Source organism: Companilactobacillus huachuanensis, from assembly GCF_005404815.1.
GTDB classification, from domain to species: domain Bacteria; phylum Bacillota; class Bacilli; order Lactobacillales; family Lactobacillaceae; genus Companilactobacillus; species Companilactobacillus huachuanensis.
Map to the genome: position 1 here is coordinate 164,193 of NZ_BJDF01000001.1, position 14,461 is coordinate 178,653.

At 36.2% G+C, this 14,461-nt stretch carries 16 protein-coding genes; 13 read left to right on the top strand and 3 right to left on the bottom strand.

The features are described 5' to 3' along the window. Positions 1–20 precede the first annotated feature (20 nt). Genes FFM71_RS00720 through FFM71_RS00735 form a run of 4 tightly spaced genes read left to right on the top strand, consistent with a single transcriptional unit; the run spans position 21 to position 3,951 of the window. Complete coding sequence (locus FFM71_RS00720; RefSeq protein ID WP_137610258.1) at positions 21–1,181, top strand: PrsW family glutamic-type intramembrane protease; 1,161 nt, start codon at positions 21–23, stop codon at positions 1,179–1,181. Continuing rightward, positions 1,162–2,136 carry an Lreu_0056 family protein gene (locus FFM71_RS00725; RefSeq protein WP_223876446.1) on the top strand — a complete coding sequence of 325 codons (975 nt, stop codon included), beginning with the start codon at positions 1,162–1,164 and terminating at the stop codon, positions 2,134–2,136. Before FFM71_RS00720 ends, FFM71_RS00725 begins: the two co-directional genes overlap by 20 nt. Positions 2,137–2,188: 52 nt before the next feature. Continuing rightward, a complete protein-coding gene (locus tag FFM71_RS00730; RefSeq protein WP_137610260.1) occupies positions 2,189–2,752 on the top strand; it encodes an SLAP domain-containing protein in 564 nt (187 codons plus the stop codon). A gap of 26 nt (positions 2,753–2,778) precedes the next feature. Beyond that, the gene (locus FFM71_RS00735) at positions 2,779–3,951 is read left to right on the top strand and encodes a CAP domain-containing protein (RefSeq protein WP_137610261.1); all 1,173 of its coding nucleotides are present in this window, start codon (positions 2,779–2,781) and stop codon (positions 3,949–3,951) included. Positions 3,952–3,998: 47 nt separating this feature from the next. Here FFM71_RS00735 and FFM71_RS00740 read toward each other — a convergent pair whose 3' ends face one another. Further along, positions 3,999–4,298 carry a hypothetical protein gene (locus tag FFM71_RS00740; protein ID WP_137610262.1) on the bottom strand — a complete coding sequence of 100 codons (300 nt, stop codon included), beginning with the start codon at positions 4,296–4,298 and terminating at the stop codon, positions 3,999–4,001. 161 nt (positions 4,299–4,459) lie between these two features. On the opposite strand from FFM71_RS00740, the gene FFM71_RS00745 reads away from it, so the two are divergent. From FFM71_RS00745 to FFM71_RS00760, 4 genes are all read left to right on the top strand, one after another. Continuing rightward, positions 4,460–5,284, top strand: a complete 825-nt coding sequence (locus tag FFM71_RS00745) for an SDR family NAD(P)-dependent oxidoreductase (protein WP_137610263.1) — start codon at positions 4,460–4,462, stop codon at positions 5,282–5,284. Between the two features lie 128 nt (positions 5,285–5,412). After that, entirely contained in the window at positions 5,413–5,688 is a 276-nt protein-coding gene (locus FFM71_RS00750) for a HigA family addiction module antitoxin (RefSeq protein WP_137610264.1), read from the top strand. 372 nt (positions 5,689–6,060) lie between these two features. Further along, positions 6,061–6,945: a proline iminopeptidase gene (gene pepI / locus FFM71_RS00755; protein WP_137610265.1), complete on the top strand. Its 885-nt coding sequence runs from the start codon at positions 6,061–6,063 to the stop codon at positions 6,943–6,945. A gap of 634 nt (positions 6,946–7,579) precedes the next feature. Next, a complete protein-coding gene (locus tag FFM71_RS00760; RefSeq protein WP_137610266.1) occupies positions 7,580–8,416 on the top strand; it encodes an SDR family oxidoreductase in 837 nt (278 codons plus the stop codon). 90 nt (positions 8,417–8,506) lie between these two features. Here FFM71_RS00760 and FFM71_RS00765 read toward each other — a convergent pair whose 3' ends face one another. Further along, the gene (locus FFM71_RS00765; protein WP_171000425.1) at positions 8,507–9,067 is read right to left on the bottom strand and encodes a TetR/AcrR family transcriptional regulator; all 561 of its coding nucleotides are present in this window, start codon (positions 9,065–9,067) and stop codon (positions 8,507–8,509) included. A gap of 144 nt (positions 9,068–9,211) precedes the next feature. Here FFM71_RS00765 and FFM71_RS00770 point away from each other — a divergent pair, with 144 nt between their 5' ends. Further along, positions 9,212–9,871, top strand: coding sequence for an HXXEE domain-containing protein (locus tag FFM71_RS00770; RefSeq protein ID WP_137610268.1), 660 nt, complete (start codon positions 9,212–9,214; stop codon positions 9,869–9,871). A 211-nt stretch (positions 9,872–10,082) separates the two neighbouring features. On the opposite strand, the gene FFM71_RS00775 is transcribed toward FFM71_RS00770, so the two are convergent. Then, the gene (locus FFM71_RS00775) at positions 10,083–10,367 is read right to left on the bottom strand and encodes an iron-sulfur cluster repair di-iron protein, ric (RefSeq protein WP_137610269.1); all 285 of its coding nucleotides are present in this window, start codon (positions 10,365–10,367) and stop codon (positions 10,083–10,085) included. A gap of 323 nt (positions 10,368–10,690) precedes the next feature. Between FFM71_RS00775 and FFM71_RS00780 the strand changes: the two genes are divergently transcribed. The 4 genes from FFM71_RS00780 (at position 10,691) to FFM71_RS00795 (ending at position 14,394) form a co-directional block, all read left to right on the top strand. After that, positions 10,691–11,581: an SDR family NAD(P)-dependent oxidoreductase gene (locus FFM71_RS00780; RefSeq protein ID WP_137610270.1), complete on the top strand. Its 891-nt coding sequence runs from the start codon at positions 10,691–10,693 to the stop codon at positions 11,579–11,581. Between the two features lie 12 nt (positions 11,582–11,593). Beyond that, positions 11,594–12,157 (top strand): TetR/AcrR family transcriptional regulator, encoded by a 564-nt coding sequence (locus tag FFM71_RS00785; RefSeq protein ID WP_137610271.1) that lies wholly within the window; start codon positions 11,594–11,596, stop codon positions 12,155–12,157. 231 nt (positions 12,158–12,388) lie between these two features. Next, positions 12,389–13,279 (top strand): serine hydrolase, encoded by an 891-nt coding sequence (locus tag FFM71_RS00790; RefSeq protein ID WP_223876447.1) that lies wholly within the window; start codon positions 12,389–12,391, stop codon positions 13,277–13,279. Between the two features lie 173 nt (positions 13,280–13,452). Next, positions 13,453–14,394, top strand: coding sequence for an NAD(P)H-binding protein (locus FFM71_RS00795; protein WP_137610272.1), 942 nt, complete (start codon positions 13,453–13,455; stop codon positions 14,392–14,394). Positions 14,395–14,461 lie beyond the last annotated feature (67 nt).

Here is a 14,461-nt window from a genome sequence, read left to right on the forward strand (position 1 = left end):
AATATTAGGGGGATTTTATTTTGACCGATGAAAAGGAGACAGTATTTTGTACTAATTGTGGTACTGAAAATATTGCCAAGTCAAAGTTTTGTATTAAGTGTGGAAAACCACTTGAAGCTATAAGTGATGATGGTATTGAAGAAGAGGCGGAGCAGCCAAAACCAAAAAGTTCGATTATTGATTCGGCAACATCGCATTTGAATAGCTGGACTGGTGGAGAAGGAGCTATCAAAGTTAGCTGGAAGGAATTCTTTAGCGAAGTTTTTAAATCTCATACCGAAGATGAAGCAGAGGATATTTTTATTGCTGGTACTAAGAAAACTACGCCGTCGTTATCTGAAATATCAAATGAGAAGGTTCAACCTTGGTTATTTTCAAGGATATTAATATTTATTATAGCGGCTGGAGTTTTGCTCTCGGTACTCGCCAACTTGAATCCGAATGCAATTGGTAATCGTGTTGCTGTTGATGTAATGACGTGTGTCGCCGTTCCAATGGCAGCGCTAGTATTATTCTTTGAAATTAATGTTTATAAAAATATTAGTTTTTACAAAGTTGGAAAAATAATGTTACTCGGTGGCATTTTAGCCATCATTTTGACTCTTTTGATGGATACCTTTCTTGGGGATAGCGGAGAGTTAAACTTCTCAGGTTCTTTATTGACAGGAGTAGTTGAGGAATCATCTAAGTTATTAATCGCTGCTTACTTTGTACAAAGGTTGAAAATCAAAAGAATTTTTAATGGACTTTTAATTGGTGCAGAAGTAGGAACTGGTTTTGCAGCTTTCGAGAATATTCAATATATGTTTATGGGTGGTCAGTTAGCCTCAATGAGTGATGCGTTAATTAGAACATTTTATTCCATTGCTACGCATACAGAGTGGTGTGCAATTTCTACCGCTGCACTAGTTATTGTGAAGGGTTCCCAAAAATTATCTACAAGTACCTTTATCAATGCAAAATTTCTCAGATTCTTTGCTTTAGTTATTCTTATCCATATGCTCTGGGATTGGAATCAGCTTTATAACTTTAGAAAGATTTTAATTCCGGCATTAGTTTTAATAACTTGGTTGACTATTTTTGTATTAATTCATGCTGGTTTACGAGAAGTTAAAGAATTACAGTCAGCAGTTAACAATGACTCTATATCAAATAAAGGGGGTGAGGATTATTCAAATTAGGAAATGGAACTTAGCTGCATTATTAACTGTGGTTACACTTATTTTAAATGGTTGCGGTAGTCAGAATCAGAGTAAAAAGGATACTGATTCACCGAAGATTAAAGTGACAACAGCTATCAAGAAGAAGCATAAATCTCAAGTGAATACAAAGAAATCGATTGTACTTTGGGACACTACTAAAGATAATCAGCTAGAAAGTTTTATTGATCAATGGGCACCAACTATGAAGCAATCGTATGTTAAGTATGATGGGACTAATTCTTTAAAGACATCTACTGGAACATCTTATCCAGACGATTTGTCGAAGGTAACTGTTGAGGGCACTACTACATCAATTGGTTTGAGTAAAGATGGTAGTGGTAGTAATTCATATAATGTTGTAGCCATGTATAACTACAATGGTACCGTGCCACCATTGCCAAATCATATTACATATTTCTTTGCTTTCCATAATGGGCAACCAATTGTTTTAGTTGATCAAAGTCGTGATGGAACACCTAATTTGACAGAAACGGAAAATACCAAGGTTAAATCTGGCTTTGCAGATATTGTAGCCGGCAAGAAAGTATCCGTTGATAACGATACACAATCAGAGTCTGACAATAAGGAATCAGCACAATTGACTACTGATCCTAAGATGATTGGAATCATGGTTTATCAATTAACTGGTTCTGATATTACTAATATCACTGATTTGTTGGGGGTTTATATTTCTGGAGGAAAGTATTGGATTGGAACGGGTACCTCTGTGTCGAATATAGGTTTCACGATTGATGGACAGACAGTTACTTATTACACCAAGAAATATAATGACGAGACCGAAAAAGATGATTTGATACCAAACAATATTAGATTGAGTGATTTGGAGAATAAATATTATTCAACTAATGATCAAAAACAGACAATTCAATCAGTAGCCGGTAAAATGCCTGCAATTCAGTCGGATCAGAATTAGGCTTTACAAATAAAATAATATTAAAAAATAATTTAAAAGGGGATTATTTATCATGAAATTCACAAAATCAGCAGTACTAGCAGCCGCATTATTAATGGCAACAACAGGAGCAGTAACAAGTTTATCAGGCAATACTACAAAAGTTGACGCCGCCACAGTTGCAACTGTTAACTCGGGCGTTACAGCACAACTTTACAATTCAAATGGTGCATGGGTTACTGACCGTGCTTTAGCTCAAAATACAAAATGGCGTGTTGGTACCATCAGCAAAATCGCCGGTGTCACAATGTATCAAGTTGCTACAAACGAATATTTGAGGGCTTCAGATTCAACACTTTCAGGCCAAACACAACAAGCACCTTCAACAAGTCTAGTAGCTACATTAGGTAATAATGGTGCCCCATTGTACTTCTCAGCTACAAAAGGTGACCCAGCTCACTATCAAATACTTGGAGCAAACAGTGCTTGGAGAGTTAGCCATGTTATTTCAAATGGTAAGGATACATTCTATGAAGTTGGTCTAGGAACTTATGTCAATGCTAAGGATGCTCAATTGAACATGACGCCTTCAAAGGTTGAAACAGTTGGCTTCAATCCATACCTAGGTTTGAGATAATTAATTAGACGAGGATAGTAATTATTATGAAATTTATGACTAAATCAACAGCTTTAGTGGCTGCTTTGGCAATGGCAACAACAGGAGTACTAGTTTCTTCAACCAAAGCCGAGGCTTCAACCGTTGCGACAGTCCATTCTGGTATAGTTGCACGTTTGTATACGCCACAAGGAACTAAAATTAGTAACCGGGCTTTGGCACCAAATTCTGCATGGCAAGTTGGTAAAATTGCGACAATTAACGGTGAAAAGATGTATCAAGTTTCAACTAATGAATATCTTCGTGCCGCAGATTCTTCACTTAATGGTCAACAACAACAATCATCAACAAGATTAGCTGGTAAAGCTATGACTATGTTGGCACTTTATCGCGATGACACTAACAGCATGGCTAATCGTTCATTGGCACCCAATTCAGAATGGGCAATTGGTAAGTACGTCGTCAATAAAAATGGTCAACAATTTGTGCAGGTTTCAACTCACGAATACGCCGATGCATCTAAATTGATGTACACACAACCTATGACTAACCCAACATATATCGCTGACTTTGGTACAAATACTAAATTCTCAGACTTTGCGGTCGTTGGTTCAGGTAATTTAGGTACTAATGGTGATAGTTCATCAACAGGTGATACAAGCACTGATAATAACCAAGGCTCAACATCAACAAGTACTTCTACGGACCCTGATATTGACCCTAGTTTAAATGCTAACGTTGCAGTTGGTACGAATGGATTAACATATGAACAAATTCATAAAAGATATCCTAAAGTAGCTGATGTCCGTTCTGCCGTCGTTGAAACAATTAATGCTGAACGTCAATCGCGTGGCTTAGCAATCTTGTCAGAAGATTCTGGCCTGGATTCGATTGCGGGTAGACGCGCAGAAGAAATTTCAACAAACTTTACACACTATGACGCTGCAGGAAATTCTATTTTTGTTAATTACCTACATAAGGAAATTCCAGGCATGTTAAGCCAAGGAGAGAATATTTTTGGATCACCTTGGAAAGATTTACGTGATCAAACGGCTAAAGGATATGCCAATCTTGTATTGGACAATTATCGTGGTGAAGGTATTTCAACAACATGGAATCACTATTCGGCCATAATTAATCCTAAGGCAACTAAGATTGGTGTTGGAATTTACGAATCATCTGACGGTAGTATCTATACAGCAGAAGATTTTGGTAAATAAGTTTTAAAAATAAACCCCAACCAATTTTTATGGTTGAGGTTTTTTGATTATCCATTCAGATCGGCGGTATCCAATCTAAAGAAAGGTGATACTAAGTGAATAGCGATGATGTATGTGTTATTGGATAAGACGTTGTAGCACTCCCAAACACGTTCGCTAGGTTCAGTGTTACGAAGATATTCTTTGATATCAGCTAGGTAAGGCTTAATTTCCTTTTCTTTGAGAATCACGTGTTGCTTCATATTCAATTCCCGCTTTTGAGCACCAGTTAAAACCAATCCAGCTTGAATTTCCAAGTCCTCGGTTAATTCTGCAATAATCTTTGTAAATCTAATATCTAATGTCATTAGATACTACCTCCATTTTTTTATTTGTTACGAGAACTCAAAAAAGACGCCCGTGGCGTCTAATGGTTTTTATAAATTAGCTAGAAGTTAAAATGTTTGACTTAGAGTGACCTCTAACTTGTAGAATGCTTAACAATAATTAGAAAACAGAGGAAATATTAATGACAAAAACATGGATGATTACAGGAACTTCAAGTGGATTTGGTAAGGAATTGGCCCAGGTTGTCGCTAAACAAGCAGACACTAACTTGGTAGCAACTGCGCGTAAAGAGGCTGACTTGGCATATTTAGACGCATTTGATGCAACACGTGTGGCTAAGGTGATTATGGATGTGACGAATGAAGAACAAGTTCAAGCAGGAGTTACAGCGGCCAAGGATAAATTCGGTGGTATTGACGTATTGGTCAATAACGCTGGTTTAGGATATTTTGGAACGATTGAGGAAAGCAATGAAGAAGACGTTCGCCAAATGTTTGAGGTTAATGTCTTTGGATTGGGAAATGTGACAAAGTCAGTTTTGCCAATTATGAGAGCACAAAAGCAAGGTGTAATTGTTAACATTTCATCCGCATTGGGTGTTACTTCGTTGCCAACATTAGGTTGGTACAGTGCAACTAAATTTGCGGTGGAAGGTTATTCCAATGCTTTGCGTCAAGAAGTTGCTCCATTGGGTATTCAAGTTATGAACGTTGAACCTAGTGGTGCTAGAACTAAGTGGAATGCTGGAAAGACTGCACCAGTCGAAATTTCAGATTATAGTAAATTTGCTGGAATGGTCAATGGCGCTTCAAATGGTGTTACACAAGCACCTGGAAGTCCAGAATTGATTGCTCAAACAATTTTTGATATGGCTACAGATAATAAAACTGTACCAGATCACTTGCCATTGGGAACTTTTGCGACTGATGGGATGAAACAAGAACTTACTAATATTTTGAAGGATGTTGATAAATATCACGATATTTCAGTCGGTATTGATAAGTAGCTGATAAATTGGATTTAAACGAGGATTAATTTTCTTGTTTGAATCCTTTTTTTGGGGGTTATGAGGTTGGATTAATTAACTTTTATCAGCTAGAATGAATTTAAAAATTGAGGGAGGTATCACTGTTTATGACCAAAGTAGTCGAAAATGAAAGAGTCATTGCTTTTCACCCGGGGATATATGTGGAAGATTACATGGACGAATTTAATATGAATCCATCTCAACTTGCAAAGGACATTGGAGTATCGACTCAAACAGTATTAAAAATGATAAATGGTGAAAAGAGTTTTGATAATGATCTTGCCGAAAAGTTGGCAGAATTTACCGGTATTTCAAAACAAACTTGGTTAAATTTACAATCAAACTATGATTCCAAAATATTAGAAATTCAAACTAAAGGTTGAAAGTATAGGTAAGTATGCCGTTTCTAGAGCTGAGAGTATTCATTTGCTGTGCAGAACGGCCCGAGCCAGAAAGTGAACTCGTTCCTCGGTCGAAGCCTCGCAAAACCCGCGAGTTTTCAACACGCCCGGTGGTGTAAATGAATACTCTCAACTCTGCCAACTAGTTTATTTTTTCATGGCAGGAACAAATAAAATGAAAACTTCTGCTTATTTAAATAAATTTGTTTGTGCCTGTAACAACAATGGTTATATTAGTTTTTCACCTTTCAACCTTTAGATTCAAAATAAAAAATGAAATGGATGCCTTAACTATTAAATTAGTTGGGGCATTTTTTGCTATGATAATCGTATAAGTGAAAAGAGGCAGTCAAATTGAAAATCCAAACAGGCTACATGCCATTTCGTGAATATCAAACTTATTACCGAATTACCGGTGATTTAACGTCAAATAAAACACCGTTATTACTTTTACATGGCGGTCCCGGTTCAACACATAATTATTTTGAAATCTTTGATCAATTAGCAGAGAAAACTGGTCGACCAATAGTCATGTACGATCAACTGGGATGTGGAAAGTCGAGTATTTCTGACGATAAAAATCTTTGGCAAGCTGATACTTGGGTGGACGAACTAACAGCTTTGAGAGAATACTTGTGTTTGAAAAAAGTTCATCTGTTAGGTCAGTCTTGGGGCGGGATGTTGGCGATAATTTACATGTGCGACCATAATCCTCAAGGTGTAAAAAGTTTGATTCTATCCAGTACCTTATCATCCTCAAAGTTATGGGCTCAAGAACAACATCGGATGATTAAATTCATGACTCCTGAGGATCAAAAAGCAATTGCTCAAGCAGAGTCAACGGCAAATTATACTACACCAGGATATTTAAAAGCTAATGAACATTTTATGCTGCAACATGCTTCAGGCCCTATCACAGAGCAATCTCCTGAATTTTTACGTCGTCCAAAAATCAGTGGAACGACAGCTTACGTTACCGCTTGGGGTCCAAATGAATATTTTCCGACTGGTAATTTGAAAGATTATAATTACACAGATAAATTAAAAAATATCAGTACGCCGACTTTGGTAACAAGTGGAACTGACGATTTATGTACGCCGCTAGTTGCCAAAACAATGGTTGATCAATTGCCTAATGTTGAGTGGAAATTGTTTGCTCACAGTCGTCATATGGCATTTATTGATGAAACAGCAGTTTACATGAATTGCTTAATGAAATGGCTAGTAAAAAACGATTGATAACTTATAGTCTAGTTGATTACTTAAATAAAATAGCTCTAGGTTAAACAACGGTTCTTAACTTTTCACCTTTCAGTTAGAATCTAAAGGTTGAAAGTATAGGCAAGTATGCCGTATGCCGTTTCCAGAGCTGAGAGTATTCAATTGCTGCGCGGAACGGCCCGAGCCTGGGAAGCGGTCTCGGACCTCGGTTGAAGCCTCGCAAAAACCGCGAGTCTTCAACACGTCCGGTGGTGTAATTGCTGAAGCAATAACGCCACTTTCGCTGCAAATGAATACTCTCGGCTCTTCCAACTAGTTTATCTTTTTTATGGAAGGAATAATAAGGCATAATAAAGTAAAAACTCCTAATCATTTAAATAAATTAATTCCAGAACTGTAACAACAAAGGTTATATTAATTTTTATTCTTTCAACCTTTCGGAACTAACTAATAATTGATTATAAAATAGGCATCTAATATAAAAGCAATTGAATATTTCCCAGCTCTGTAGAGGGCATATTTAACTAACACTACACGTGAATGATAAGTTTAACTTATTAATTATTGAAATAATTGGAATTGGTCGATTTACGAATAATTTGTAATATATACCTCGAAAGTTAAAGCAGTTACGTAATGGAGGATATATATTTTGAACAATGAAGTAGTTGTATTATTTGGTGCCGGTTCTATCGGTGAAGCAATCGTTAGAAGAGTAGCAGCTGGGCGAAAGTTATTATTGGCTGATTATAATGAGGATAAATTGGCGGCCTTACAACAGCACTTAAGTGAAGCTGGCTTTTCAGTTAAAACTATCAAGGCGGATCTTTCCTCAAGAGCTTCGATTAAGGAAGTGGTCGCCAAAGCACAATCACTTGGTAAAATCATGGGATTGGTTGATGCGGCTGGGGTTTCACCATCACAAGCTAGTGCTGAACAAGTTTTAAAAGTTGATTTATATGGTACGTCAGTTTTGCTGGAAGAATTTGGAAAAGTTATGGCATCGGGTGGAGCTGGTATCGTGATTTCCTCACAATCAGGCCACCGTTTGCCAGCGTTATCGGTTGAGGATAACAAAGCTTTGGCAATGACACCAACAGAGGAATTATTGAATTTGCCAATTTTACAGTCAGACATAATTACGGATTCTTTGGCAGCGTATCAATATGCTAAACGGGCCAATGTTTTACGAGTGGCAGCAGAATCAGTCAAATGGCAAGAACGTGGCGCTAGAATCAATGCCATCAGCCCAGGTATTATCATGACACCATTGGCTTTGGATGAATTAAATGGACCTCGTGGAGCTGGTTATAAAAAGATGTTTGATTCAATGGTAACAAAACGACCCGGAACGCCGGATGAAATTGCTGGTCTAGCTGAATTATTAATGGATCGCCGCAGTGCCTTTATTACTGGAAGTGACTTTTTGGTAGATGGTGGAATTACAGCACAATATTGGTATGGTGACGTGTCAGAGGTTAGAAATTAACTTTTACATAATATAAATTTAATGATATTAAAATCCTCATTAAGATAAAATTCTCTTCGGAGAATTCATCTTGATGGGGATTTTTTCGTATTATTTAAGCAATGAGGCAGGGAGTATAGTGCTCAAAATTTTGGTCATTTTTTCAGGGGATTGTCGTGGATTATTTGTTAGCCAATGTTGAAGAACCCCAAAAATGGCATTTGAATAAAATTGAACAGTATATTCTTTCGTAATATCGTCAGCATCCTTGGAAATTTGTAGGTGATTTAACATTTTTTTCTGGAAAAAATTGGCCATCTGCTTACGTATTTGAATTTGAATTGAGAGAGTTCCGCGTTCTGAAAGTAGTTCTCCCAGCAGTGCAGCATTCTTATCCAGATAAATGGTTAGTCTTTCGAAATAAGTTAGCATATTTAAATCACTGTGCTCAAGCAATTGATAAATTTGTTTCATGGTAGTTTGTTGATAGGCATTCACGATGTCTTCTTTAGTCTGATAATGGTGATAAAAGGTAGCTCGACTAATGTGTGCTTCGTGGCAGATATCAGAAATGGTGACGGTATCAAAAGGTTTGTTTTTTAAAATTATGGTTAAAGCGGTGAAAATTTTAGCCCGAGTTTTTTGAATACGAGCGTCTTCGTAATCATTCATAATAATTTCTCCAATTTTATTGTACAGAATAATTGATTCTGTTTTATAACTTTCAAGTCTTTTAAAAACAATATTTTTTGCTGTTATACTCGAATTGTTAAAAGATATTGTACACATTGTACAATAGAAAACGAGGAAACTAAAATGAAATTTTTACGTAATCATTGGTACGACATAGGCGCAATTATTGGAGTTTTTGCAATTATTTTGACCATTATTTGTTGGGGTGATATGGATACTTTACGTCGTCTGGCGGTTTTGAATTTTATTGTGATTTTGTGGCACGAGTTTGAAGAGTACCGCTTTCCTGGTGGGGAAGCTGCCATTACAAATTTGGCTATGCAACCGAATGACATAGGTCCAGTTGACCGTTATCCATTGAATCAAAACAATGCAATGTGGATCAATGTCTTTGCCGCATATGTACTATATTTATTTCCAGTTATTTGGCCACAGTTAATTTGGTTGAGCTTTATGCCTGTTGTTTTTGGCCTTTCTCAGATGATAGTTCACGTCTTTATGACACCAATTAAATTACACACATTATATTCACCGGGAGAATTTGCGGTTGTTCTAGGACATTTACCAGTCGGAATTTATTGGTTCTATTACACAATCAGCAAGGGACTTTTAAATTGGATGAACGTGCTGTTTGGAGTTATCTATTTAATTGGTTTTATAATTATTGGTATGAAAATTATTGGTTATGGCGTTATGAAAAGTCCTAATTCACCTTATCCGTTTCCTGAAAAGGAGTTTGAGCGTAGCGGTTATGCCGAACGAATCCGAAAAATGAATAAATAATTTGTTAAAAAAGTCACTCGATTTTATAGTCGAGTGACTTTTTGATTCTAAACTAAAGGTTGAAAGTTTAGGTAAGTATGCCGTTTCCAGAGATGAGAGTATTTTAATAGCGGAAACAATAAAACAAAGATTTCCGAGTAATTAAAGAAATTAGCTCTAGGCCTGTAATAGCAATCGCTAGATTAATTTTTCACCTTTCAACCTTCAAATTCTAAGCCTGATTGTGGATGGAGTCAGCGGTTTTTAACATATGATAGGTTGCCTCAAAAACAGGACAGACATCTTCTGGAATTGCATAATTCTTGGTTGTTTGGCGTAATTTGGTGAAGTTTCCGTCGAGATTGCGGTCGTTTCCAGCGTCTAAGCACAACTTAACGTATTGTTGTCTGACGTCGAATACCTCCGGATGATTTTGACCGTGGGCATTGGTAATTGCTCGAGTATAGAAATCCAATTTATCGTGGTGCTCGTCTAAATAGTCTTTAACGGTTGTCATGTGAAAGGCCTCTTTTCATTTAATAACTTCAGTGTATATGGCTATGAGGTTGTACGAATTGATTTAAATCAATTTTGGAAACTTTCAATTTGACTATAACTGACTAATCAGTTAGTATTGAAAAATAATATAAATGCGTGTTAGTTAAATATCTCAGCTCTGTAGACTAATTAATCTTTATTAGTTGAATGTAACAATATTCAATTGCTTTTATATCCAACTTATTTTAAATCCAAAAATATAATTGATTTGAATATTTGTAATAAATTATCAACTGGCACCGTACGTATAATACATAAATAACTTTTGAAGGAAAACACAATATGAAGAAATTAATTATGATTACTGGAGCCACAGATGGAATCGGTAAAATCACCGCAACTGAATTGGCTCAAAAGGGCCATCATATCATTATTCATGGTCGAAATGAGGAAAAAGCCAAGCGTGTAGTCAGTGAAATTAAACAAGAAACTGGTAACCAAAATGTTGATTATTTGATTGCTGATTTATTTTCTATGCAGGCCATTGTGGAAATGGTTAAGCGATTTGATCAGAAATATGATTATTTAGATGTTTTGATCAACAATGCTGGTGCAGTTTTAGATGATAAACGTTTTGTAACGGAAGATGGATTTGAGGGGACTTTGGCTTTAAACGTGATGGCACCATTATTATTGACACAACTATTACTTCCGAAATTGCGTCAGTCTCAGGATGGTAGGATTATTAATATGTCCTCAGGGACCCATCGTTTGGCCAAACCAAATATGAACGATTTGAATTTAGAAAAAGTTGCATCTGGACAAGCTCGCTATGGAATTGCTAAACTATTCGTGATTTGGAATACGCAGCGCTTAGCAATGATGTTGCAGAAAACTGACATTGATAACGTAACAGTCAACGTATCCCATCCTGGTGCTGTTGCCACCAACTTTGGTCAAAACAGTGATAACGGCTGGTTCAATGATTTTATTTATAAAGCTTCGCTAAAACTGGCCAAGTTATTAAAACTTGATCCCAAAAAGGGGGCGGTTACCAATGTTTATTTAGCAGATTCGCAAGACGTGAAGGGTATTACGGGTAAGTTTTTCAATAATAAAAAACAACAGATAAAACCTGCTACTAAACAGTGGACCGCTGAAAAAGAACAAATTGTTTGGGACTATTACATGTTGAAACTAAAGCCATGGCTAAATGAAGATTCATTAATTTAATGGAGATATACGATGAGAACAAAAGATGAAAAGAAAGTAAAAGCAATTCGCGATGCTGTAATTGAACTTAGTCAGGCGGATGGCTTTACTAATTTAACAACGGCCAATGTTGCGAAAAAAGCAGGAGTTAGTCCGGCGACTATTTATTGGTATTATAAAGATAAAACTGATTTACTAAGTCGCTTATATGAAGAAGTAAAAAAAGAATTGCACTCAGGCTTAACAGAGGAGATGGAAAAAGTAGGAACTGATTTAACCTCACAGTTAACAGCAATGTTGCATTTCACAATTACTCAGGCTCAAAAATTTCCTAAAGAATCACATTTTGTGACCGCTTTGTGGACTAATCAAGAATTATTAGATGTGCAAGCCCAAGAGTTTGGTAAGCAAGAGACGGATGCACTATTGATATTATATAAAAAAATTCAAACAGATTCTGATTTTATTGATGCTTCACAGGCGGTATTGTCGACTTTTTGTAGTGTACCATCGGTGTTACTACAAACTATGAATGATGTAAATGAGGAAGAAATTAATCAAACAGTAGAACTGGTTGTTAAAACTTTGAGAAAATAAATTAGACCTAATCAATCCAAATAGAGGATGATTAAGTCTTTTTTTTATAAATTTAATTGGATTATATGCAAAATTAAGAAATATGTAACATAATTGTATAAAACATTTATGATTGTAGCTCGTATAATTGAGTTACTAAAGTATCTTATTAATAATTATATGAAAGCGTTGGAATGAGGTGATCACATAAGAGCTAAAAGAAGAAAAATCAAAAAATATTTAAGAATAATTTTGGTAGTTGCAATATTGGCCGGTGGTCTAAGCTATTATTTCAATAATTCGTATGCTTCAGGTAGTAACGATAATGCCAAGACTAATCAAATAATTAAGAAGAAGCAACGAATCATCAAGCAAAATTTGACGAGTTATTTGAACAGTGTGACCAAAGATGGCACGGCTAGTGTTAGTTTTTACAATCTTGGAGCAACTGCTGGTAGTGATGCGGCTGACGCTAAGTATGCTGATGTTTACAAAAAGGGCAGCTTGCAAGTTGAATCCAATGCTCATACTGCTCAAACGGCTGCCAGTACGTATAAACTTTATATTGCAGCATATCTGATGAATCAAAAGTTAAATGGCAATTTCAGCTGGACTGATGATAACGAAGATGGGTTCACTAGAATGATCGTTAACAGTGAAAATGATTTCTCAGAAGATCAAATCGAAAATTACGGTGCTGATGCATTGAACCAGTTCGCAGCTAGTCAAGGCTGGTATTCAGGAGTTTTCCAATCTGGAGAAGGAACGCTGACAACAAGTTATAGTTTGCAACTTTTGTTGGAAAATCTTGAATCTGGAACAGGTGCTTTCAAGAATAAGTCTGACCGCAATAAAATTTTGGGATTAATGGGCAGGCAGGTTTATCGTGATGGAATTCCTGCGGGAACCGCTGCAGCCGATGCGGGGACAACAGTTCAGGATAAAGTTGGTTTTCTCGATGATGTCAATAATGACGCGGCAATTGTTACAATGCCAGATGGTCAGAAATATATTCTGGTAGTCTTAACTAGTGGACATAATCAGAGTGAATTCAGTGGGTTCCCTAGAATTGCCAAGATTGCTAAGAATGTTCAGAAGATTGTTTATGGAGCTGATGCTGGTACTAAGATTGTGAATTACTAATTATTGAGATTTAAGGATGAACTCTGAATTTAATTCAGGGTTCATTTTTAATTCGGTTGACAAAAGTATTAAAATTTAACTATCATGAAAACGTAAACATTCAAGGTAATCAATTGTTAACGAGTCAATTCAAGATACTTGAGTGCATTAAATAATATTTGGGGGTATTTTAAATGCAAAAAATAGTTGTTAATGGTGTTGATGGTAATTTCGGGAAATTAGTAGCTGAATATGTTCAGAAACTAATTCCTAAAGAAAAATTAATTTTCACAGCACCAAGTGAAAGTAAATTAAAAACTTTTGCCGACAAAGGTATTCAAACAGCAGTTGCAGATTTTAATTCACCTGAAAGCTTGGCTAAAGTTTATGATCATGCTGATAAGGTTTTGTTGATTTCAATGCCATTTGTTGGGGAGAAGCGTCGCAAGGCTCATAAGAATTTTGTGGATGCCTGTGTTAAAGCTGATGTCAGACAAGTTATCTATACGTCAGTATTGTCTGCAGGGAATCCGTTTAATCCTAGTGTTGAGAATGCAGATCACGGTTATACAGAATCCATAATTCAAAATACGAATTTAGATTATATTTTTCTGCGTAATTCACTGTTTGCTGAAGCATTCATTTCGGATTATATGCGTGCCGTTAATAATCATGAACATACTATTGAGAAGAACATGGGTGATGGACGGGTCTGGTTTATTTCTCGCCGTGATGCGGCCTTAAGTGCGGCATGTGCATTAAACAATGATTTATTACATCGTGCAATTTTGAATATTAATGGTTCAGAACCATTCACCTATTCGGCATTTTTGAAGGTTGGTAATGAAGAAACGAGTAATAGTATCAAATATGTTAAGAAGACTGACCAAGAATTATATGATTATTTTGATGGAATTGGTGTTCCAAGGGATACAAATGGTGATTTTTCAAAGAGTCCAATTCAAGCAACTTCTGAAGGAATGGTTACATTTGGAACGACAGTTCGAGAAGGATATTTGGATATTCCAGTCAGTGATTTCAGTAAATTGACTGGCCATAAATCAATTACTGTGAAGTACATGTTTGAGCATAAGGATGATTTTTTGCTTGGAGACCGTCATTCGACAGAAGAATAATTTAAATAAAGAGGATGTAAGATATTTGATTATCTTACATCCTTTTTATTTTGCTTAAGGTATCAAA